This is a genomic window from Alkanindiges illinoisensis DSM 15370, from assembly GCF_000619845.1.
Classification (GTDB): domain Bacteria; phylum Pseudomonadota; class Gammaproteobacteria; order Pseudomonadales; family Moraxellaceae; genus Alkanindiges; species Alkanindiges illinoisensis.
The window spans coordinates 51,142-73,508 of the sequence record NZ_JHUX01000003.1; the positions used below are offsets into that span (position 1 = coordinate 51,142).

At 46.9% G+C, this 22,367-nt stretch carries 21 protein-coding genes; 12 read left to right on the forward strand and 9 right to left on the reverse strand.

The window, feature by feature from the left end:
* Positions 1 to 61: 61 nt before the first annotated feature.
* Together dnaG and Q337_RS16250 are read right to left on the reverse strand one after the other, a co-directional pair.
* A complete protein-coding gene (gene dnaG / locus Q337_RS0100305; protein ID WP_026469873.1) occupies positions 62 to 2,020 on the reverse strand; it encodes a DNA primase in 1,959 nt (652 codons plus the stop codon).
* 92 nt (positions 2,021 to 2,112) lie between these two features.
* The gene (locus Q337_RS16250) at positions 2,113 to 3,198 is read right to left on the reverse strand and encodes an outer membrane protein assembly factor BamD (protein ID WP_084494658.1); all 1,086 of its coding nucleotides are present in this window, start codon (positions 3,196 to 3,198) and stop codon (positions 2,113 to 2,115) included.
* A gap of 74 nt (positions 3,199 to 3,272) precedes the next feature.
* Between Q337_RS16250 and rluD the strand changes: the two genes are divergently transcribed.
* From rluD to Q337_RS0100330, 4 genes are all read left to right on the forward strand, one after another.
* Positions 3,273 to 4,361 (forward strand): 23S rRNA pseudouridine(1911/1915/1917) synthase RluD, encoded by a 1,089-nt coding sequence (gene rluD / locus Q337_RS0100315; RefSeq protein WP_026469874.1) that lies wholly within the window; start codon positions 3,273 to 3,275, stop codon positions 4,359 to 4,361.
* A gap of 30 nt (positions 4,362 to 4,391) precedes the next feature.
* Positions 4,392 to 5,174, forward strand: coding sequence for a peptidoglycan editing factor PgeF (gene pgeF / locus Q337_RS0100320; RefSeq protein ID WP_228133055.1), 783 nt, complete (start codon positions 4,392 to 4,394; stop codon positions 5,172 to 5,174).
* 187 nt (positions 5,175 to 5,361) lie between these two features.
* Positions 5,362 to 5,910 (forward strand): flavodoxin family protein, encoded by a 549-nt coding sequence (locus Q337_RS0100325; RefSeq protein ID WP_026469876.1) that lies wholly within the window; start codon positions 5,362 to 5,364, stop codon positions 5,908 to 5,910.
* 157 nt (positions 5,911 to 6,067) lie between these two features.
* A complete protein-coding gene (locus Q337_RS0100330; RefSeq protein WP_026469877.1) occupies positions 6,068 to 7,285 on the forward strand; it encodes a multidrug effflux MFS transporter in 1,218 nt (405 codons plus the stop codon).
* Positions 7,286 to 7,394: 109 nt separating this feature from the next.
* Here the strand turns inward: Q337_RS0100330 and Q337_RS0100335 are convergent, their stop codons facing one another.
* Positions 7,395 to 8,762, reverse strand: coding sequence for an outer membrane beta-barrel protein (locus Q337_RS0100335; RefSeq protein ID WP_026469878.1), 1,368 nt, complete (start codon positions 8,760 to 8,762; stop codon positions 7,395 to 7,397).
* 655 nt (positions 8,763 to 9,417) lie between these two features.
* On the opposite strand from Q337_RS0100335, the gene Q337_RS19285 reads away from it, so the two are divergent.
* Complete coding sequence (locus Q337_RS19285) at positions 9,418 to 9,552, forward strand: hypothetical protein (protein WP_265596959.1); 135 nt, start codon at positions 9,418 to 9,420, stop codon at positions 9,550 to 9,552.
* Between the two features lie 106 nt (positions 9,553 to 9,658).
* Here the strand turns inward: Q337_RS19285 and holA are convergent, their stop codons facing one another.
* The 5 genes from holA to Q337_RS16255 form a co-directional block, all read right to left on the reverse strand.
* On the reverse strand, positions 9,659 to 10,654 hold the full coding sequence (gene holA, locus Q337_RS0100345; protein ID WP_026469879.1) for a DNA polymerase III subunit delta: 996 nt from the start codon (positions 10,652 to 10,654) through the stop codon (positions 9,659 to 9,661).
* Positions 10,655 to 10,660: 6 nt separating this feature from the next.
* Entirely contained in the window at positions 10,661 to 11,215 is a 555-nt protein-coding gene (locus Q337_RS0100350) for an LPS-assembly lipoprotein LptE (protein WP_084494659.1), read from the reverse strand.
* Positions 11,216 to 11,277: 62 nt separating this feature from the next.
* On the reverse strand, positions 11,278 to 13,917 hold the full coding sequence (gene leuS / locus Q337_RS0100355) for a leucine--tRNA ligase (protein ID WP_026469881.1): 2,640 nt from the start codon (positions 13,915 to 13,917) through the stop codon (positions 11,278 to 11,280).
* A 161-nt stretch (positions 13,918 to 14,078) separates the two neighbouring features.
* Positions 14,079 to 14,528, reverse strand: coding sequence for a DUF4124 domain-containing protein (locus Q337_RS0100360; protein WP_169733727.1), 450 nt, complete (start codon positions 14,526 to 14,528; stop codon positions 14,079 to 14,081).
* Between the two features lie 49 nt (positions 14,529 to 14,577).
* On the reverse strand, positions 14,578 to 15,111 hold the full coding sequence (locus tag Q337_RS16255; protein ID WP_034279130.1) for a DUF4124 domain-containing protein: 534 nt from the start codon (positions 15,109 to 15,111) through the stop codon (positions 14,578 to 14,580).
* Between the two features lie 512 nt (positions 15,112 to 15,623).
* On the opposite strand from Q337_RS16255, the gene Q337_RS0100370 reads away from it, so the two are divergent.
* The 4 genes from Q337_RS0100370 to Q337_RS0100385 all read left to right on the forward strand — a co-directional run bounded on the left by Q337_RS0100370 (position 15,624) and on the right by Q337_RS0100385 (position 19,530).
* On the forward strand, positions 15,624 to 17,348 hold the full coding sequence (locus Q337_RS0100370) for an acetolactate synthase 3 large subunit (protein WP_026469883.1): 1,725 nt from the start codon (positions 15,624 to 15,626) through the stop codon (positions 17,346 to 17,348).
* Positions 17,345 to 17,839, forward strand: coding sequence for an acetolactate synthase small subunit (ilvN, locus tag Q337_RS0100375; RefSeq protein WP_034279131.1), 495 nt, complete (start codon positions 17,345 to 17,347; stop codon positions 17,837 to 17,839). Before Q337_RS0100370 ends, ilvN begins: the two co-directional genes overlap by 4 nt.
* A gap of 95 nt (positions 17,840 to 17,934) precedes the next feature.
* Positions 17,935 to 18,951: a ketol-acid reductoisomerase gene (gene ilvC / locus Q337_RS0100380; RefSeq protein ID WP_026469885.1), complete on the forward strand. Its 1,017-nt coding sequence runs from the start codon at positions 17,935 to 17,937 to the stop codon at positions 18,949 to 18,951.
* Between the two features lie 87 nt (positions 18,952 to 19,038).
* The gene (locus Q337_RS0100385; RefSeq protein WP_026469886.1) at positions 19,039 to 19,530 is read left to right on the forward strand and encodes a hypothetical protein; all 492 of its coding nucleotides are present in this window, start codon (positions 19,039 to 19,041) and stop codon (positions 19,528 to 19,530) included.
* 122 nt (positions 19,531 to 19,652) lie between these two features.
* Here Q337_RS0100385 and Q337_RS0100390 read toward each other — a convergent pair whose 3' ends face one another.
* Entirely contained in the window at positions 19,653 to 20,012 is a 360-nt protein-coding gene (locus Q337_RS0100390; protein WP_026469887.1) for a hypothetical protein, read from the reverse strand.
* A gap of 376 nt (positions 20,013 to 20,388) precedes the next feature.
* On the opposite strand from Q337_RS0100390, the gene Q337_RS0100395 reads away from it, so the two are divergent.
* The 3 genes from Q337_RS0100395 to Q337_RS0100405 all read left to right on the forward strand — a co-directional run bounded on the left by Q337_RS0100395 (position 20,389) and on the right by Q337_RS0100405 (position 22,334).
* On the forward strand, positions 20,389 to 20,883 hold the full coding sequence (locus Q337_RS0100395) for a hypothetical protein (RefSeq protein WP_026469888.1): 495 nt from the start codon (positions 20,389 to 20,391) through the stop codon (positions 20,881 to 20,883).
* 392 nt (positions 20,884 to 21,275) lie between these two features.
* Positions 21,276 to 21,593, forward strand: coding sequence for a hypothetical protein (locus Q337_RS0100400; protein WP_026469889.1), 318 nt, complete (start codon positions 21,276 to 21,278; stop codon positions 21,591 to 21,593).
* Positions 21,594 to 21,713: 120 nt separating this feature from the next.
* Positions 21,714 to 22,334, forward strand: coding sequence for a phosphoadenosine phosphosulfate reductase domain-containing protein (locus Q337_RS0100405; RefSeq protein WP_026469890.1), 621 nt, complete (start codon positions 21,714 to 21,716; stop codon positions 22,332 to 22,334).
* Positions 22,335 to 22,367 lie beyond the last annotated feature (33 nt).

Below are 22,367 nucleotides of genomic sequence, written 5' to 3' on the forward strand. Positions count from 1 at the left end.
ATAAACTTCTGGCTTTATTGAAGTTTTAAAAATGATAAACAGGTCTTAGACCTGAAGATTTTTAAACAATATCTTCCCGAAACGATTGTTTCTTGCGAATTTCCAGCAACTGGTTTTTTAATTGCTGGCGAACCTGAATGGAGCCGGATAAATTCAGTTTTTTGCGTAAATACTGTTCGGTAAGCTGCATCACCAGTTCCTGACACAGGCCATCCAGCCGTTCAGGCTGCTGCACATAGACGCCCATATCCACGGCATCGAGCAGATGACATAACTTGTTGCGCTCCTGTTCATTGGGCCACGCACCCAGCATGAAATACAGGCATTGTTCCGGGTCGTCCGGCAGTTCTTCATCGGCCTGCTGCATGAGGTATAGCGCACGACCAAAGGCATGATTAGCATCTACCAGCTCAAGTAATCCACTCATCTGGTTAAATAAAGCCGGATACTGTAATAGCAGCAGCAGGGCTTTTTCTTCCAGGCTGGAGCTTTGTTCAAACGATAATAATTGCTGCTGTGCCGCTGGTTTTTTATTCCAGCCTAGCCCTAAACGGTCACGCAAGGATTGTTCCAGCAGTCGCTTAAAACTACCTTTTGCAGGCAGCAGGGCAGTTAAGGAACGGGCTTCCTGCATCAGGCGACTTTTGCCTTCAGGTGTCTTAATGTCAATTTGCTGGGCCAGACTTTCAAACAAAAAGTCCGACAGCGGCGGCGCCTGTTCAATCCGCCGCCGGATACCGCTCAAGCCTTCCAGCCGGATTAAGGAATCCGGATCATGCTGTTCGGGCAACACCAGAAAGCGCAGTTCTCGCCCATCAGTCAGCGCAGGCAATGCCAGCTCAAGGGTACGCCACGCAGCACGCTGTCCAGCCGCGTCGCCATCGAAGGCCAGCGTGATCTTGTTGCTTTGCTTAAACAGGGTATTAAGATGTTCCACATTGGTGGCTGTGCCCAGGGATGCCACTGCGCCAGCCAGCCCAGCCTGTTGCAGGGCAATCACGTCCATATAGCCTTCTACCATCAGCCATTGAGTAGCGCGGGCCTTGCGGCCTTCATACAGGCCATACAGGATTTCACTTTTATGGAAAATGATTGATTCCGGCGAGTTAATGTATTTGGGCTTGATGTCATCGCTCATGGCGCGGCCACCAAAACCCACCACACGGCCTTTGGCATCCCGAATGGGAAAAATCACCCGGTCACGCAGCAGGTCATAGGCCCGACCTTTTTCACTATCACGGATCAGGCCGACGGTTTTTAAGCCTTCAATATCGCGGGAAAAATGCTGTTGCAGATGTTGCCAGTCACTTGGCGCATAACCCAGCCGCCAGAATTCACACGCTTTTTCATCCAGCCCACGACTGGTTAAATAGGCTTGCGCTGCACTGTTTTTAGCCAGTTGCTGCTGGTAAAACTGTGCCACCTGTTCCAGTAGGTCATACAAATTACCTTCTTTCGATGAGGCATTATTTGCCATGTCATCATTGGGCACGTCCTGACTGGTGCTGTCATGCCAGATGTCATCTAGCATCAGATGCGCTGTACCATCAACATCTGTGGGAATATCAAAAGGATCACTATCAGATGCAGCTTGATGGCTAGCAGGCGTTTTGATATTTCTGGCGGGGGTGCCAGCCTGTGGTGCTACGGGTTTTTTAGCAGCAGGCACAGCTGGCTTGGGCGCTGCACTGCGTTTATAGCTAAATTTGTTATTGTCATCCTGTGAATTTTTGGGCAGTTCAATCCCTGCTTGCTGCGCCAGATCCTTGATCACATCAATAAAATTGCGGTTTTCATATTCCATCAAAAAACCAATAGCATTGCCGTGCGCATGACAGCCAAAGCAATGATAAAAGCCTTTATTGCGGTCTACATTAAATGACGGGGATTTTTCCTGATGAAACGGACAGCAGGCAGTATAGGTTTTGCCTGATTTTTTGAGTTTGATCCGGCTGCCAATCAGCTCTACCAAATCAATGCGATCCAGTATCTGGTCGATGGTATGTTGTGGAATTGCCATGTTGCCCCCGCTGCACTATTTACCAAAAACAGGCAGTGGGAGCACTATAGCATAAGGTGAATAATCAGTTATGTTTTGCACGCATTATAAAGTTATGGCGCATTGGATGGCGCAGATTCCGGCTGCTGCTGCGGCGAGGTCAGCTCGGGCAGGCCCAGACCAATGCTGGGAACTGGAGGCTGCTGTACAGCATTATCCAGATCCGGTTGCGGAACATCAGGCTTGATCTGCTCGGATGTCAGTTCATTGCTGGTGGCCGGGGTGGCCGCAGGCGGAACCACAACGGCTGCATTTTCGCGGTTCTGTGGCACAAACGATTGCGCTTCACGGCCAAAAATACCAAGCGTGGCACGGTTAACCCAGGAGGCCTTGCCGCGTGCTGCATTCAGGTCTACGCCATTGCCCTTGATCAGCTTGGGATAATTCAGGCGAATGATTTCAAGGTACTGATTGGCAGTTTGCTGGTCGCCCAGTTTCTGGTAGCCATACACAATAGTGGCCAGTGCTTCAGGAACTTGCGGGGTTTGAGGATAATATTCCAGCACCCAGCGTGCACGTTGTACCGCAGCCAGCCATGCCTGACGTTTCAGGTTGTAGCGTGCCACGTTCATTTCGCTTTCAGCCAGTTCCTGATTAACGTATTGCATACGCTGCGCTGCATCTACCGCATAACGGCTGTTGGGGAAACGCTGTACAAATTCACGCAGGCTGCTATAGGCCAGACGCAGGTAGCTGACATCACGGTGTGACTGGTTCAGGTTGGTGTAGCGCAGCAAACCATCATAATGCTGCTCCATGTTGGCAACCCCGCGAATATAATAGGCATAGTCCAGTTGGGCATTGCTGGGGTATAAGCGAATGAAGCGATCCGCCAGCGTCACCACGCCCGGATAATCACCCTGCTTGAAACGGGAATACATCAGGTCTAGCTGGGCCTGTTCAGTATATTCACCGGTTGGATAATAGGTATCCAGCGCTTCCAGTGATTTGTTGGCTTCGGTGTACTGGCCGCGTTTCAGGCTCTTTTGTGCAGACTCATAATAGGCTTGCTCACTGCGCTGCGGGCCTGCGTCCTTCAGATCATTTTTCTTTTTTGGAAAGCTGCTACAACCCGCCATTCCTCCTGCAATTGCCACGGATAATGACAACATCAACACACTAAAACGGGGCAGCGACATAAATACTCCTCTGGACTTAACGGGCAATACGCTACAATGGGGGCTATTTAACCATTTTTGATGACAGATACCAAATGGCCCATACACAAAATCTACAGCAAACACCAGATTCAAGCATAAATGAGCTGCCTGAGGATGACAATGCGTTATTTGCTGATCTGCAAGAAGACCTGTTTGAGGTAGATCTGGCGTCAAATCAAGCAGCTAGTGCAACCAGAATTTCGCAGCAGGCGGTGGTGCCCGATGAGATGCTTGGGCTGCGCTTTGATCAGGTGGCGGCCAGTATTTTTTCTGAATTCTCGCGTGAACGGCTCAAAAGCTGGTTACAGGATGGCCAGCTTACCGTTAATGGCCAAAGTGTAAAACCCAAAAACCGTTGTCTGGGCGGCGAAGTGCTCAATCTGGAAGTGACCCTGCAAGAGCAGAACACCACTGAGCCAGAGCCAATGGCACTGGATATTGTGTATGAAGATGAGCATATTCTGGTCGTTAACAAACCCGCTGGTCTGGTGGTGCATCCGGGGGCAGGCAACTGGTCTGGAACGCTGGTAAATGGCCTGCTGTACCATGATGCCAAGCTCAAGGAATTGCCGCGTGCTGGTCTGGTGCACCGCATTGACAAGGACACCAGTGGCCTATTGGTCGTTGCCAAAAATCTGGCAGCTCAGCATCACCTCAGCAAGCAGCTGGCCGACAAGTCGGTGTACCGGATTTATGATGCAGTGGTGGTGGGTCATGTGATTGCTGGTGGCACGGTGGATCAGCCCATCAAACGCCACCCGGTAGAGCGTACCCGCATGAGTGTACAGCCCGGCGGACGTGCTTCGGTGACCCATTACCGCGTGCTGGAACGCTTTGGCACACATACACTGGTGCAGGCGCAACTGGAAACCGGACGTACCCATCAAATTCGTGTGCACTTGTCGCATATTGGCTTTCCGCTGGTGGGTGATCCGATGTATGGCAGCCGTCGGCGCTTGCCACAAGGGGCCAGCCAGAATCTGATCAAGAACCTGCAAAATTTCAAGCGGCAGGCATTACACGCCCGCAAACTGGGGCTGGTGCATCCGCATACGGGCAAGCAAATGCAGTTTGAAGGGCCATGGCCGGATGATTTCAGCCAGTTGGTTCAGGCGCTGCGTGATGAAGGGCATCATACCTAATCCGGTTAGCGTATAAACAAGGTGAAAATGATGGAAAATCTTGTGCAGCCGGACATGCCTCAATTAATCAATGCAACAGGATTGCCTGCTCAGATACTGGCAGGGCAAACCACCCGGCAGGCATTTAATCCATTACTGCAAAGTGCTGCGCCATTTGATGGTTTTAATCTGGCGCTGCATGTGGGGGATGATGCCGGCACCGTCCAGCAGCAGCGCATTGAGCTGTTAAAGGCATTGCAGCCTTATGGGGCCAAACGTCTGGTATGGCTGGAACAGACCCATAGTACCCGCGTGCATGAAGTCACTGAACAGGCCATGCCATTTTCGCCCATCAATGCAGATGCGCTTGTGACGCGGCAAACTGGTGTGGCCTGCATGATCATGACTGCTGACTGTCTGCCAATTGTGCTGAGCAATGCAGACGGCACTGAGGTGAGCTGTATTCATGCAGGCTGGCGTGGTTTGCTGGGTGGTATTATTGAAAATACTGTCAATGCCATGCAGTCACCTGCTGTGTTTGCCTGGTTTGGAGCGGCAATTGGCCCATGCAGTTTTGAAGTGGGCGCAGAGGTGTTTGAGGCTTTTACCCAGCACCATTCTGAGGCCGCCAGTGCTTTTATCAACCATAAGACAGGTAAATATCTGGCCGATATTTATCAACTAGCCAGCCAGCGTCTGCACCGATTGGGAATCCAGCACATCAGTGGTGGCGCACAATGCAGTTATCAGGATTCCACTACGTTTTACTCATACCGGCACACAGCAAGGACAGGCCGCATGGCAACCTTTGTGATGATCCAGAATGCTGAATGAGTGGGTAAATAAGTTGATAACTACATACTGGCTATCGTGTTGTGTATTGCTGTTTTTATGATGATGTTTTGCATCAGCTTTTGTGGTGAAACCTGCAAACTGTTATGATGTGGCGCCTGAGCTGCATTTTTATGCAGGCCGCTTTTAGGATGTTGAATTGACCCACGCTATTGCTTCTAATCCTGCTTTGACCCCGCCAGTACCCTGCAAACAGGTGTGTATTGTCTACCATAGTCCGTATGGGCATACCGAACGCGTGGCACGTGCCATTGCAGATGGTGCCCGGCAGGTAGCCAATACTCAGGTGCATGTGATGTCGGTAGAGCATGTAGACTGGCATGCACTGGATCATGCAGATGCCATCATTTTTGGTTCACCCACTTATATGGGTAGCGTGACCAGTGGCTTTAAGCTGTTTATGGATGCTACCTCCAAACGCTGGAAAAACCGCCTGTGGGTGGGCAAGCTGGCAGCAGGGTTTGCCAATTCTGGCGGTTTAAGCGGTGATAAGCTGGCGGTATTGCAGCAAATTTGCCTGTTTGCCATGCAGCATGGCATGCTGTGGAGTGGTATTCCGCTAATGCCATCCGGTCACAATGAAAATGACCTGAACCGGCTGTCCGGCTTTTTGGGCCTAATGACCCAGTCCGATAATGCACCCGTTGAAGAAACGCCGCCAAAAGGCGATATTGAAACCGCAAAATGGTTTGGCAAATATCTGGCCGGGCTGGTTTAAGTTTTATTGCTGTCCTAATTAGAATTTTTAAACTGGGCAAAATACTAGATCTTGGAATACGGCAGGTATAACTATTAAACTGTCAACACACAATAATACGATGTTAGCGCGGTAAAGCAGGCTTGGGTAGGCCAGTTTTTTTATATTAATGAGAATAATCATGTCCAAAATTCATTCCAGAGAATTTGCCTTGCTGATGGCGCTACTGATGTCGGTGGTGTCTTTTTCCATAGATGCTATTTTGCCTGCATTGGGTCAAATTGGCCGTGTGTTTGCAACTGATAACCCCAACCATGTGCAATGGGTGATTACCTGTATTTTTGCGGGCATGACACTGGGTCAGCTGATTGCCGGGCCATTGTCGGATGCCATTGGCCGCAAGCGCATTTTGTTTTCCGGCATTGCCATTTATTTTGTGGGTAGCTTGCTGTGTTATCTCACTACCAGTTTTGAGGTGTTTTTGCTGGGTCGTTTTATTCAGGGCATTGGCGTGGCCGGGCCGTATGTGGCGACCATTTCCGTGGTGCGTGATAAATACAACGGCAATGATATGGCACGGGTGATGTCACTGATTATGATGGTGTTTATGGTAGCACCAGCCATCGCGCCTGCGATTGGACAAGTAATTATTTATTTTTCAGGCTGGCGTGAAATTTTCCTCCTCTACATTGTCTATGCGATGGTGGTGGGGGTATGGATTGCCCTGCGGCTGGAAGAAACCCTGCTGCCAGAGCAACGCTTGCCCATGCAAATTAAGGCTTTCCAGCAGGGCTTTCGCGAAGTGGTCAGCAACCGTACCACCATGAGCTATTTGTTGTGCACTGGCCTGTGTTTTGGCGGTTTTATTGGTTATCTGGGCACCTCACAGCAAATTTTTATGCAACAGTTCGGCCAGTCCGGTGAAACATTTAGCCTGTGTTTTGCACTACTGGCCGCGCTCATGGGTGTGGCGTCCTTTACCAATTCAAGGCTGGTGGCCAAAATTGGTATGCGTCCGATTTGCATGTATGGCATGTTGTTTATTGCCTTGCTGTCTTTTGGCTTTCTAGTGGTGCAGTACAGCGGTATTAAGATTACTTTCTGGATGTTTTTGCTGTATGCCAGTCTACTATTCTCAGTATTTGGCTGTCTGTTTGGCAATTTAAATGCCATTGCCATGGAACCCATGGGGCATGTGGCGGGTATGGCGTCTGCAATTATTGGGGCATCGGCTTCCATCTTATCGCTAATTCTGGCGACCATTATCGGCCAGCTTTATAACGGCACCCTGGTTCCCATGACTTGGGGCTTTGCCATTTTATGTGGGGCGTCCTTTTTGATTATGCTGAGTGAAAAGCGCTGGCTGCTGCGGATGCAAGCCAGTGAGGTTCAATAGAGTGACTGAACAATAGGCATAAAATCAATGAAATAAAGTGCTAGTTATTAAATAAAACTGCCCCGTAACCAGTACAGGGCAGTTTCAAAAAACGAAATTCTCAAATCAATTAAAAGTGATAACCCAGTTTCAGACCCACGGCCAGCGCATGGTTATCTTCAAAGTCAGCAACTTCAGTGCCGCTACTCACTTTGGCCGTTGCATCACCCAGCCAGAAATATTTTACGCCGCCAGAGAGTTCAACCTGTGGCGCCGGGCTGTAGCGCAGGCCAAGACCAACATTCCAGTAGCCTTCTGTTGGGCCAAGTGTAGTGACCGGATTGCCAGCACCGCTGTCCCAGCCCACAGACACATTACCAGCCAGTGTATTGGTTAGCTTACGACCCACGCCAACATTGGCAGACCACTGGTCATCTGTATAATCAACCAGATTAAAACCACCTGTTGATGGCGAAGCTGCTGTGGCAACAGCGCCAAACAGGGCAGGCCTGATGGCAAAACCTGACCATTCTACCCAGCGCAAGTTGGCAAAGGCCACGGTATCCGCCATCACACCGGTCTGAAAATCCAGATTGACAGACTGGGGTGTGGTTACCTTGCTGGCTTGTTCAAGGCTTGAAGGTGCAAGGGCATTTAATGCAGCAAGACGTGCCTGCTGCGTGACTAAACCTGTACGTGTTGCGGTTAAAGACTGTTGCTGGGTGAGTAATGCAGCTTTGCGCGGGTCAGTATCCGGGAGCGCAGCCAGTTGAGCCAGACCTGCATTAATTTGAGACAAACCTGCATCAACCTGTCCTAAGCCATTGGTAACCGCAGTCAACAGATTGCCAATTTGCAGGGATTCCTGCGTAGACGCATTGTGCTCAATTTCTGAACGATAGGTTAACGAGGCTTTTAGCGCAATTTCAGGAATTTCATAGGCCATGCCTGCTACCCAGCCAAAGGCACTGTCTTTGTCGCCAGTTGAGCTATAACCGTTATAGACACTGTAAGCTGTTCCGCGCAGGTCTACCTCGGCTTTTTCAATTTCCTGATAAGCCACGCCGCCATACACCTTGAAATGATTAATCGGTTCATAACCAAACAGCGTGGTAAGGTTGCGTGTTTTTAAGTCAGATGAGGTATTGCCAAACGTTCCTGTGCTGCCATTTGCCGTAAAGTTATTGCTGCCGCGATAGGTTGCCCGTGCGCCAAATGGCTCATCATAAATCATGCCGAATGAGAGTTTTTCGGTGGGCTGTAATTTGATGGCTGCGCTGCCAAAAGTGTAGCTTTCACCAATGTCAGCAATACCATTACCGGAACGATCCTTTCCTTCAACGGTTGGGTACAGGGAAGATACGCCAATTTCTGCATAGTTACCGGGCTGCAAAAAAGCCGAAATGGATTGACCAGAACGGTCAAGCGCCGCAGCAAATACACTGGTGGCAGGGAGAGCAACAGTGGCAATAGCTACCACAAGAGTTTTCATTTTCATTTGGTTCCGTCCATGAGTAAAGATGGCTAAAAGCTGGACTTATAAATAACTCATAATCGCACTGCTTTTAGCATCTACATCCAGTAGATAAATTCCTTTCAAGGCGTAAAACAGATCTTATCGTGATCCATTCTAAGCGCGCTGTTTGCAATAGCGCTATCTCACTATATTTTCATTTCTTGAGGCTTGTCAATGTGATTGTTTGTAGCCTAAGGTCGAATAGTCAAGTACGAAATTGACTACTCTAGGCCTAAGATATTTAGTAAAGCGATGGTTTGGAGAAATGACTGGCGAGTAAACTTTTAATAAAGTGATTCAAGTATAATTTCTTAAGCAAGACTTAAAGCTGTTTGGTAATCCAATCCTGCTGCTGAACAGTAATAAAGCTTGTTGAACCGCCTTCGGGCGGTTCTTTGCTTTATAAAACAAGAGAATAATAAATAGAAAGATTTGAGAGCATTTAGTCTTTAATGTTCAGTAGTCCAGTTACTGCTTAATGTAAATTTATCATGTCAAGCCTTATAACAAGCGAATCTAAAGCCTTTTAACGCTATACCTCTTTGTTAGAAGTTTTAGGTTTTTCAAGTTGGCAAAGGAATTGCAATAAGTATTACAACAGGATTTCAATTCCAGATTTGGCAGGCTTGAGCGCATCATGAAAGCAATGATTACAGTCATTTTAATTGGAGCCGTACTCTATTTTAGTTCTGAGTTTGGTATAGGAAAAGCAGTAGATATGTCGGCAAAAAACAGCAATTATCAGCAAAATGTTGATGAAAATTCACACTAACTGCCATTTTGGATCGAATAAATGCTATTTTTTGATTATTAAATGAGCAATTTTTTGCTGTTAGATGCATTCACAACTTAAAGTCGAGCCTGATGAGGGAACTTGGCTAGGTCAATCCATGAAACAGAGGCTTGCCACTTAAGGCCATTGTTAGCTGCAATAATAGGTCTTTGCTATTTTCCTCGCTAAGTCCCTTGATGGCGGCATCGGTGCGTTGAAGCAAAGCAGGCCATTGCATGAGCTGTTTGCCGGAAATACGTTTTAATGCTTGCTGGTAATACCGGGTTTTGTTTTGCCAGATTCCCAGTTTCTGGTATTGACCCGGTTGCTCAAATAGTTGCATGAGTAAGCGCATTTCGCGGGACAGTGCCCATAAAATCAGGCTGTCGGCTTCTCCGGATTCCAGCAAAAAGCCAAGAATCTTAACGGCCTGTAATGCATTGCCCTGTAAGGCAGCATCCGCCAAGTCAAAGCTGCTAAAGCGTGATTGTTCTGTCAGGCCTGCTTGTAAGTCTTCAAGGCCAATCACATGGTCAGACTGATATAAATCACTCAGGCGTAACAGGCTTTGCTGTGCGGCAAACAGATTATTTTCAGTCTGGGCCAATAACAATTCCCAGGCATCACGCGCCAGTTGAACGCCAAGCTGGTGTGCTTCATCCTGCAAAATGGCCAGACGTTCCTGCATGTTTTGCAGGCTAAGCTGAACCACAACACTATTGGCATCAATGCTTTGGTAAAATTTGGTTTTTTGTGCCGCCTGATCCTGCCTTGGCATAATAATAACCAGGGTATTATCTGCAGGTGACTGAATAAATTGTTGGAGTTGTTCAAGTCCGGCAGCATCTGGCTTGATATTGCCATGCGCTTCTATGGCTAGTTTTTCAGAAAATAATGACAGGCTATTTAGTGAATTAAACACATCACGCCAGTCGTTGACGGTATTGATTTCAAAGCGCTGACGTTCAATGTGCTGGGATTGCCAGTGTTGGCGCAGGGCGTTCAGCAGGTTTTGCTCAAGCAGCGGCTCGTTACCGTGCAGAAGCCAGACGCCACTGGCTTGGGCAACTCGTCCCATCGCACCCCGATAATCCAGCCGCATAATAAACTAGGGCGCAGTTGTTTTATCATTAGCAGTGGCGTACTGCATACGGCCTGCATGCAACTGGCGCGCAATCTGCATGGCGGCATCCAGATTCATTTCTTCAATCAGGTGCGCTTCTTCCTGATTTTCAGTATTTACCGTTGCAATATCATACTGATAACTGCGGCGTGAATATACACTGTAATCAATGGTTAATGGCTCGCCCAAACTACTTTCAATGTGGTAGGTAATCGCCAGACGCAGTTGTACTTCGGTCAGGCGGCCACTCAGTAGCTGACGGGTTTGCTGATAATCAGTAATCTTGATGATAGGCGCGCTTTTGTCCTGATTGACTATCGCACCTAATGATTGCAGATAAACGGTGAGTGGTTCACGCAGGGCTTCGGCCTGCTTGGGTAAATCCACCTGAACATTTTTATAGGCCATAGGAATAGCAGCAGCCTGGGTGCCACGCAAGTGAAAACCACAGCCACTCATGCTTACGGCTGCTAACCCCAAAGCCAGACTTAAACTCAAGTGGCGCAAGGTTATTCCTGTCAGTATTGGTGGTTTTTTCATGCCTATTGTTCCTCTATAAAGCCTATAGCCAGTTTATAGTCGATCAAAGTAAATCCTGTGGCTTATACCACAAGATTTACCAGCTTGTTCTTGACCACAATTTCTTTTTTGGTGGGGCCAGTCAAAAACTGCTGAACTTCTGGCAGGGCCTTGGCCAAAGCTTTAAGCTCATCATCACTGGTATCCAGGCCCACCTCCAGCTTGCCGCGTAGCTTGCCATTCACCTGTACCACAATGGTCTGGGTGTTGCGAGTAAGGGCAGAGGCGTCCACTTCCGGAAAACGGGCATTGACCAGATCAATATCAAACTGTGCCAGCAAGGCCTGACTCAAGTGTGGCGCAAACGGTGCCAGCAACAACAGCAGATTGGTAATGGCTTCACGTTCGATCGCGTAATCATTGTCATCTTTGGCTTCAAACTTGGCAATGCTGTTGAGCAATTCCATCAATGCAGCAATGGCAGTATTGAAGGCTTGACGACGCTCAATATCATCACCCACTTTCTGGATGGTTTCATGCAGCTTGCGACGCAATTCCTGAGCGGTAGTACCCAGCGTTGTCGTTTGCAAAGGTGCCAGAATAGTCGGCGTGTTTTCCAGATGCAGCTGAGCCTGACGCCAGACCCGCTTTAAGAAACGGTGTGAGCCTTCAACACCGGCATCCGACCATTCCAAAGACTGATCGGGTGGTGCTGCAAACATCATGAATACACGGGCAGTATCGGCACCAAAACGGTCAATAATGGCTTGTGGATCAACGCCATTATTTTTCGACTTGGACATTTTTTCCATACCGCCAATATTGACGGGCTGCCCATCGCCTTTATAACGTGCTGCCAAGATCCGGCTTTTATCGTCTTTATCCAGCTCTACATCTGCCGGGTTAAACCAGATTTTCTTGCCGCTGGCATCTTCGCGATAAAAGGTATCTGCCAGCACCATGCCTTGCGTCAGCAGGCGGGTAAATGGTTCATTACCCTGAACGACGCCTTCATCACGCATAAGCTTATGGAAAAAGCGGGCATACAATAAATGTAAAATGGCATGTTCCACGCCGCCAATATACTGATTGACCGGCAGCCAGCTTTGTGCGGCTTCCGGTTTTACCATGCCACCGACATAATCCGGTGAGGCATAACGTGCATAGTACCAACTGGATTCCACAAAGGTATCCAGAGTATCGGTTTCACGTTTGGCTGCTGCGCCACAGCTAGGGCAGGTGGTTTGATAAAACTCAGGCATTTTGGCCAGCGGATTGCCTGAACCATCCGGCACAACATCAGTGGGCAGTATCACAGGCAACTGTTCTTCCGGGACAGGCACTTGTCCACATGATTCACAGTTAATCATGGGAATTGGACAGCCCCAGTAGCGCTGACGGGACACACCCCAGTCACGCAGACGGAACTGTACTTTCGATTTAGCCAAGCCTTGTGGTTCTAATTTAGCCAGAAATGCATCAAAGGCACCCTGATAGCTTAAGCCATCAAATTCACCGGACTGAACCAGCTTGCCATCTTTGCTACCGTACCATTCCTGCCAGGTCTGATTGTTATAATCATTAGTATCGGCAACTTGAATCACTTGCTTGATTGGCAACTGATATTTATTGGCAAATTCAAAATCACGTTCATCATGCGCTGGCACTGCCATGACTGCACCGGAGCCATAGCTCATGAGCACATAATTGGCCACCCATACTGGAACCTGTTCACCAGACAGCGGATGTTTAACAAACAGGCCGGTTGGCATGCCTTTTTTCTCGGCAGTTGCTACATCAGCCTCGGCCACTGAACCCATACGGCATTCTTCAATAAATGCTTTGAGTTCGGGATTATTTTCACTGGCTTTAATAGCAAGCGGATGCTCGGCTGCAACGGCCACATAAGTCACACCCATCAAGGTATCAGGACGGGTGGTAAATACTGTCAATCCCTCGGCATAAATCTCCGGATTTGCAGACGGGAAGGTAATATCCATGCCTTGCGAGCGGCCAATCCAGTTACGCTGCATGGTCAGCACTTGTTGCGGCCAGCCACCTGTTTCATCTTTTGGTGCTAACTGATCCAGATCATCCAGCAATTCCTGTGCATAATCAGTAATGCGGAAGTAATACATGGGAATATCGCGCTTTTCTACCAGCGCACCAGAACGCCAGCCACGGCCATCAATGACCTGTTCATTGGCCAGAACGGTTTGATCTACCGGGTCCCAGTTTACTGTCGACAGCTTGCGGTAAATCAGACCTTTTTTATACAGACGGACAAACAACCATTGTTCCCAGCGATAGTATTCTGGCGTGCAGGTGGCAATTTCGCGCTTCCAGTCAATGGACAAGCCCAGGCTTTTGAGCTGATGGCGCATGTAGTCAATATTTTCAAAGGTCCACTTGGCCGGAGCAACCTGATGGGCAATGGCCGCATTTTCAGCCGGTAAGCCAAACGCATCCCAACCCATGGGTTGCAGCACTGTTTCGCCTTTTAAGCGGTAATAACGACTAATCACATCGCCAATGGTGTAATTACGCACATGGCCCATATGCAGTTTGCCACTCGGGTAAGGAAACATGGACAGCACATAGCGACGCGGGCTGCCGGTTTTATCAGCCACTGCAAAACTTTGACGTGATTCCCAGTCAGCCTGGATAGCTGGTTCGATTTGGGCAAATTGATATTCAGAACTTTGAGTATTGGATGTTGTCATAACCACAAAACAGGCAATCATAAAAACTTGAGCGCAAGCATAGCCTAAAAATGCAAAATGCGCGCGCTTTCGTCAACAACATCGTTATTTTTTACCAATTTTTTAAATGGATGTAGGCCTGTTAAAAAATATTGAAGCAGCCATCCTGTTTTTATTAACAGCTATTTGCAACCATTGGCAATATTCTGCTGATAGGTCTGGATTTGCTGGGCCCGGCGTTCCTCAGTGATATAGGAACGTTCCCCACCAGCATCTTTTTCATAGAGACGACGTCCGGTTTGCAGTAACGCCAGATTGTCCTGCATGGCTTTACAGTCACTAGTACTGAGTTTCGGTGCCTGCTTGCTTGCATTTGCTGGTGCTTTGTTATCTGTGTTGGGCGCAGCGTTTCCTGTGGCTACTTTTTGGCCATTAACAGCCGGAACAGACGTTGGCCGTTCCTTGATATTGACTGCCTGAGCATAGCGTGCAGGCGGCGGGGTCTGCGTATAATGCAGCCTTCCTTTTTCATCCTTCCATTTATACACTTGCTGGGCTTGTGTCGTCGTAGCCAGCAGAGTGGTGATACTAATCAATAATCCAATTTTGAGTGTTTGAGTAATTGCAGGCATGGTCATCTACTTATGGATTCATTGATAAACTAAATTTTCCCTTAAGCCATTAACGTTCGCTAAACGCTGGTCTGGTTTGATCCTGTGTTGGAACAATCAGGCGATTGGCTGGTGGCGGGGTAATCGGAGTAATGACTGGTTGAGGTTGTGGCGCTGTGGTGGTCTGAGGAGCTTGCTGCTGACCATTAGTATTGGGAACAGATCCATTGGTTGCAGCATTGGCCAACTGGTTGGCATCCATAACGCTGGTAGCGTTGCCACTATTTGAATTGCCATTGGTAGTGCCAGTATTTGCATTGCTATTACTGTTTTCAGTATTGGCGGGGGCTACCGGGGTTGGCGGGGCCAGATCATCAATATAGACTTTTTTGGCAGACTTGGCGCTATTTTTACCGGGTGGCGTCTGGGTATAGTGCGTAGAGCCGGCTTTATCAACCCACTTGTAAAAAGTTTCTGCACTTGCGGATTGCGCCAAGACCAGTGTAGTTAAACTTGCAGTAAATAAAAAAAACCTTGATAAGCTACGGAGCAAACCAGTGGACGATAAAGCTAAAGGTCTAAATACTGGACTATTTTTTAACATACGATGGAACTCCCTACCACATCGCAATAATTTAGTGCAAAGTAGCTAAATTCGGTTTGTTTCGCAAGTAATATTACTATATGTGGTAGCAGGTTTAGGCTCTACGGCGTTCTCGTAAAGAGAGCCGTTTTTAATCGCTAAAAACTTGCGGTAATCGTGCAAGAAAATTGCAGGTTTTCCTTGACATCACTGGCTTAAAATAAAACAATAGCTCTCTTTTTAAATTTGAACGATTTGTGCCGATCACCCTTCGGCGGCAGACGTTTTGCTTTGGTAGACATCAGACCCCACTCGGGTGTGTTTGGCTCATAGCAGGTACTTTACCATCCCAAAAAGTATCTGACGCGGTACAGCAGTCACAACAAATGCTGTAAAAAGGTTTTCCGTCATCTTCCTACCAAAGTCGCAGTGGTATTTTGTCATATTGACTGTTTAATTGAGTCGGTATGGCGTTGTGTCAAATTCAAGGATTAGTGATTCCTTTCATTAGTCAGCATACAGGGTGAGTCATTTTGGAACTTTTATCTGGTGGAGAAATGCTCATTCGCGCGTTAGCGGATGAGGGTGTTGAGCACGTTTTCGGGTATCCGGGCGGCGCCGTTTTACATATTTATGATGCCTTGTTTCAGCAGGACAAAGTGCAACATGTACTGGTGCGTCACGAGCAGGCAGCAGGGCACATGGCCGATGCCTATTCACGCTCAACCGGCAGAACCGGCGTGGTACTGGTCACAAGTGGCCCCGGTGCAACCAACACTGTCACACCAATTGCAACAGCCTATATGGATTCCATTCCGATGGTCATCATTTCCGGTCAGGTGGCAACCCATCTGATTGGTGAAGATGCATTCCAGGAAACGGACATGGTGGGTATTTCCCGTCCTATCGTGAAGCACAGTTTTCAAGTGCGTCATGCCAGTGAAATCCCGGCAATCATCAAAAAAGCATTTTATATTGCAGCCAGTGGCCGGCCTGGCCCGGTTGTTGTGGACATTCCTAAGGATGCCACCAACCCGGCTGAAAAATTTGCCTATGAATATCCAGAGAAGGTCAAGCTGCGTTCCTATCAGCCGCCTGCGCGTGGACATTCTGGCCAGATTCGTAAAGCGATTGATGAGCTGGTGGTTGCCAAGCGTCCGGTTATTTATAGTGGTGGCGGTGTTATTCAGGGCAATGCAGCCAGCCTGCTGACCGAGCTTGGTCATCGTCTGGGCTTCCCGGTTACCAACACACTGATGGGACTGGGCGGCTTTCCTGGTTCTGACCCGCAGTTTATTGGCATGCTGGGTATGCATGGTACCTACGAAGCCAATATGGCCATGCACCATGCTGATCTGATTTTGTGCGTTGGCGCGCGTTTTGATGACCGGGTGACCAATAATCCGGCCAAATTCTGCCCGGATGCCAAAGTTATTCATATTGATATCGATCCGGCAACCATTTCCAAAACCATTACCGCCCATATTCCAATCGTTGGCGCGGTTGAGCCGGTACTGGCCGAAATGCTGGTCCAGCTTAAGCAAATGGGTATTGAAAAGCCAAATGCTGAAGCTATTGATCAGTGGTGGGTACAAATCAATGAATGGCGCAAGCGTCATGGCCTGCGTTACGAGCCTGCCAGTCCGGGTGAAATGAAACCGCAGGAAGTGGTTGAAGCGCTCTATAAAATCACTGACGGCAAAGCCATCATTACGTCTGACGTGGGCCAGCACCAGATGTTTGGCGCGTTATACTATAAGTATGATGAGCCACGCCAGTGGATCAATTCCGGTGGTCTTGGCACCATGGGTGTTGGCTTGCCATACGCAATGGCATGCAAGCTGGCTTTCCCGGAAAAACAGGTAGTTTGTATTACTGGTGAAGCTTCGATCCAGATGTGTATTCAGGAGCTGTCTACCTGTACGCAGTATGGTATTTCAGTGAAAATCCTGTGCCTGAACAACCGTGCATTGGGCATGGTGAAACAGTGGCAGGACATGAACTATGAAGGCCGTCATTCCAGCTCCTATATGGAATCACTGCCAGATTTCACTAAACTGATGGAATCCTATGGCCATGTTGGCATCCAGATCAATCATCAGGATGAGCTGGAAAGCAAACTGGCGGAAGCAATGGCCATTACCGATAAATGCGTATTTATCAATGTGATGGTTGATCCAAAAGAACACGTTTACCCAATGCAGATTGCGGGCCAGTCCATGCGTGACATGTGGTTAGCAAAAGGAGAGCGGACATGAACCGCCACATCATTTCCGTACTGGTTGAAAACGAAGCCGGGGCATTGTCACGTCTAGTAGGCTTGTTTAGCCAGCGCGGTTATAACATCGAAACACTCAATGTTGCGCCGACTGAAGATGAAACCCTGTCCCGCCTGACCCTAACCACTTATGGCGATGAGCACAAGATTGAGCAAATCACCAAGCAACTGAACAAGCTGATTGAAGTGGTTAAGGTGGTTGATCTGTCAGAAGGTGCGCATATTGAGCGTGAACTCATGCTAATCAAGCTTAAGGCATTAGGCGCTGCACGTGCAGAAATCAAGCGGACTGCTGACATTTTCCGTGCGCAGATTGTTGATGTAACGCCAACAACTTACACGATCCAAATTGCTGGTACCACTGACAAGCTGGATGGCTTTATTGAAGCGCTGTCTGAAAACACCATTCTGGAAGTGGTTCGTTCCGGTGTGTCAGGCATTGCACGCGGTGAAAAAGTTTTAACCGTTTAAGTTTTAAGGCCACTCCAGCTTTTCTTTAATTTATTAAAGGGCTGGAGCAGGTGATACCCAATATTTAATTTCAAAGTTTTACTCGGAGACCTCACATGCAAGTTTTTTACGATAAAGACGCCGATCTTTCCATCATTCAGGGCAAAAAAGTGTCCATCATTGGTTATGGTTCACAAGGCCATGCCCATGCATTAAACCTGAAAGATTCAGGCGTGGATGTTACTGTCGGCTTACGTAAAAGCTCTCCTTCATGGAAAAAAGCTGAAAACTCTGGCTTACAAGTCGCTGAAGTAGCAGATGCCGTTAAATCTGCTGATGTGGTCATGATTCTGACTCCGGATGAATTCCAGTCTCAGCTATACAAAAACGAGATTGAGCCAAACATCAAGCAAGGCGCAACGCTGGCGTTTGCTCATGGTTTTGCCATTCACTACAACCAGGTTGTTCCACGTAAAGACCTGGACGTCATCATGATTGCGCCTAAAGCTCCAGGCCACACGGTACGTTCTGAATACCAGCGCGGTTCAGGTGTACCTGATCTGATTGCGATTTATCAGGATGCTTCTGGCAATGCGCGTAATTTGGCACTGTCTTATGCGTCAGGTGTTGGTGGTGGCCGTACTGGTATCATCGAAACCACTTTCCGTGAAGAAACCGAAACTGACCTGTTTGGTGAGCAAGCAGTACTGTGCGGTGGCGCGGTTGAGCTGGTTAAAATGGGCTTTGAAACACTGGTTGAAGCCGGTTATGCCCCAGAAATGGCTTATTTCGAATGTCTGCATGAGCTGAAACTGATTGTTGACCTGATGTTCGAAGGCGGCATTGCCGACATGAACTATTCCATTTCCAACAACGCGGAATATGGCGAATATGTGACTGGCCCAGAAGTCATCAACGAGCAATCCCGTGAAGCCATGCGCAATGCATTAAAACGCATTCAATCTGGTGAATATGCCAAGATGTTTATTTCTGAAGGCAGCCTGAACTATCCATCCATGACTGCACGCCGTCGTCTGAATGCTGCACATGGTATTGAAGTAACTGGTAACAAGCTGCGTGCGATGATGCCTTGGATTCAAGCCAACAAGATCATCGACAAAGAGAAAAACTAAGATTTAATCTTAGCGTTTCACTTAGCGTTATTCAAAACCCCTGCTAGCAATAGTGGGGGTTTTTTAAATTAACAGAGAATTGAGTAGATGTGGAAAAATTTATCAGGAACAGCAATCTGCATAATTATAGCAGGCTGTGCCAATAGTAATGGTTATGTGCAGATGTACAAAGGCGCTGCATTGCCACCAACCCAAAAGTCTACAATTCAGGGTTCTAATAACTATCGTCGGGGCACTTTAGCCAATGAGATGATCCGCATTGTGGCGGTAGATGGCGTAGATGTTCCAAGGCAGTGGGGCGTGGGAGAAGGGGCAAATTCAGTTGCATTATTGCCAGGGTTCCATATTGTTAAAATATTTTATGTGCATGGTTCGCCCGAAGGAATTGATTATTACACGTATGATTCTGTGCCGATTCAGGCGGTTGCAAATTGTACCTATCAGATAGTAGCATATACCAGCTCTAAAAATAATGCGATGGGTTTCTCTTTTATTGGTTATTCAAGTTCACAAGCCAATGATCAGGACTGCGGGCAAGGCGTTGTTGATTTAGAGAAAAATAAGCCAATTAGCATTTAGTTTTATTAAGTACAAAAGGTTAATTCTTAAATTAAGTAAACATGACGTGCATCATGTCTTTTGAATGTTTAGCTTTCTTCAATGAGTTAAAACGCACTCCCTGTCAGTGCGTTTTTTAAATCTTAGTCAATGGCTTTAATCTGAAAATCCCGGCCTTTAACTAGTTCAATCGCTTGTGGGTTTAAACCAATAGTCACGGTATTGTTTTCGCCATTAATGCTAAAAGAAGTGATAAATGGAATGCCGTCTTCTTCATTGGTTTCGCTGTGCAGTACTACATAAGTTTGAGTCAGGTCAGCAATGGCTTCGAGATGAGTGGTCGTTGACGCAATATTGTCCCGAAAGACCTGCTTAAGCTCAAATAAGTGGTACTGAATCTGATTATTAATTACGTGCCCTTCAACAATTTTAGCCAGTAAGTTATTAATTAAGAGCTGGGCTGAAAAGTAAAGATTGGGTTTATCAATTATTTGAAGCGACATTTGATTTTTCCTGTTTAGTAAAAGTGGTTATTCTAATTTATTAAGCGAAACTTAAATTCTCCACTTTTTCTTGTAAAATCAAGTAATTTTTAGCAAGTAGCTCTCCTTAATATCCCCTATTTTTTTCATACTTTAATAGTTAAAGACCAAATAGTTTTTATAAAAATATAACAGAGCACCGACGCTATGATTAAGTTTTAAAAAGGTTTTTATGAAATCAACTACTCGTATTCATGTATGGGCATCATGCTAGTGCAGGTATGATTAAACGCTTGCTGTACAAGACTTTGCTATTTTCATACCGTAAAAAACCAGCTACATAAAGTTGAACGATTTGCATTTACTATGGGTGCTGTTCTTAAGATTCAGGCAAAGCATGATCACCCAACAAATTACCGCTGTGGCTTTAAAGCTGATTGCAATCTGGCTGGTGTTACAGATGTTCCTAAACATTCCCAGTTTAGTAATGCTGTTTACTAATCTGGAGCAATATCAGCAAAAAGCTATTCCTGCTGTAATTTACTTTTGGATGATTACTTGCTTTCTAGTAATTGGCCTTGTCGCTGCTTATTTGGTATTTAAAACTGCCGCATCTGTGTTAACTACTGCCAAGACAGAAACAACGCTGGCACTCGGTGAAGATTCGCAAAAAGTATTGTTTCAGTTTGCAGGGATTTATTTTGTTGTGCGTTCACTGGCCCAGTTACCGGCGTCACTAGCATTTATCCCTGTTACACCAGCACTGGATATGGCCAGTATTCTGGGGCTTACAGGAATTGTGGTGCAATTAATCGCAGGTTTATGGCTGGTGATTTATCCTGGCTTTTGGCTCAGGTTATGTCAGAAATTGAGACATACGTCGCAGCACTAATAATTAACAAATAGATTTAAAACGATTGAGTGGATCAACAAGTTGCTATTACAGCCGACGATTATAGTGTGTGTTTTAGCAGCATGACTGGCATATTGCCGCCTACTAAATAGTCTTACAATACTGTGGGAAAATAAGCATAAACCAATCTGAACATTAATTTTTAATCTCAGATTAGCGCATGGTGATAGCTTTATTATTGTGATTGGTTAAAGTTAAGCTCATGTTTACAAAAGCTTCTAACTCAACAGTAAAAATTACAAATAGTAGCTAATTATCCTTGATTATTCAAAAATTTTACAGAAAAGTAGCATTGAAAATAACATAGAGTTTCAGCAGTTTAGATCTATAGACTTTACTTTTTAGGTCATCTGCTGACAAAGGAGTCGGCCATGAATCTCCCCAACCGTTATCTTTATGTGCAGCACGATTTTTATAGTGAGTTCAGCCATCTGGTGTACTGGCGTTTGCTGTACCGGACAGGGTTACTGTGCGCTGCGGTATTTGCCATTGTTAGTCTAATCCAGCAAAACTGGCTACAGCAGGCTAGTTATTTCAGCATCATCGATATTACTGCGCTCATCATTATTCCGTGGCTTATGGCCGAGCTTATTTTAAGGCGAGATCAATATTCTAATAAACGCTGGAACCACATGATTCTGCTGGCCAGCTTGATTATCGGCTTATCGGCATTAGGCATTTTTTACTAAAGTAATAACTAGCCTCACCACAACAGAACATGAATATTAGAATGTTAGAATGTTAGAAGCAGTATTACAGTAAATGTGCTGGCAGCCTGTAATGCAATGCCGGATAAGGGTGAATAAAGAATGAATTTTGATCTTGACGTTATAAATCAGAAATATGGGAAAAATCCCCAGCAATTAATTACGTGGGCATTGGGATTAGGCAAGCCTGCAATTTGTACCACCAATTTTAGGCCGTATGAAGCGGTAATGCTGCATATGCTGACACAGGTGAAGCCGGACATTCCTGTGATCTGGATGGACAGTGGCTATAATACTGAGGCAACTTACTGCTTTGCTGATGAAGTCACCAAACGCTTAAACCTTAACTTGAAAATTTACCTGCCAAAACGCTCACGTGCACATCGTGAAGCGCTGGAAGGCGCAGTCCCGGCGCTTGATGACCCGCGTCATGCCGCCTTTACTGAAGAAGTGAAATTGGAGCCTTTTGCCCGGGCCTTACAAGAAACTGCGCCACAAGTGTGGTTTACCGCATTAAGGGCCAGTGACACGGCTGAACGGGGACAAATGCAGCCTGTCAGTATCAACCCGGATGGTCTGATTAAGGTTGCACCTTTACTACATTGGTCATCGCGCGATATGTATGAATATTTAACAGCGCATCAGCTACCTGATAATGTGGATTATTATGATCCCACCAAGGGAGAAGAAAAGCGCGAATGTGGCTTACATTTAAGCCATTAGTAGTCGAATACAGGGTTTGAGCCCATTCAAGTA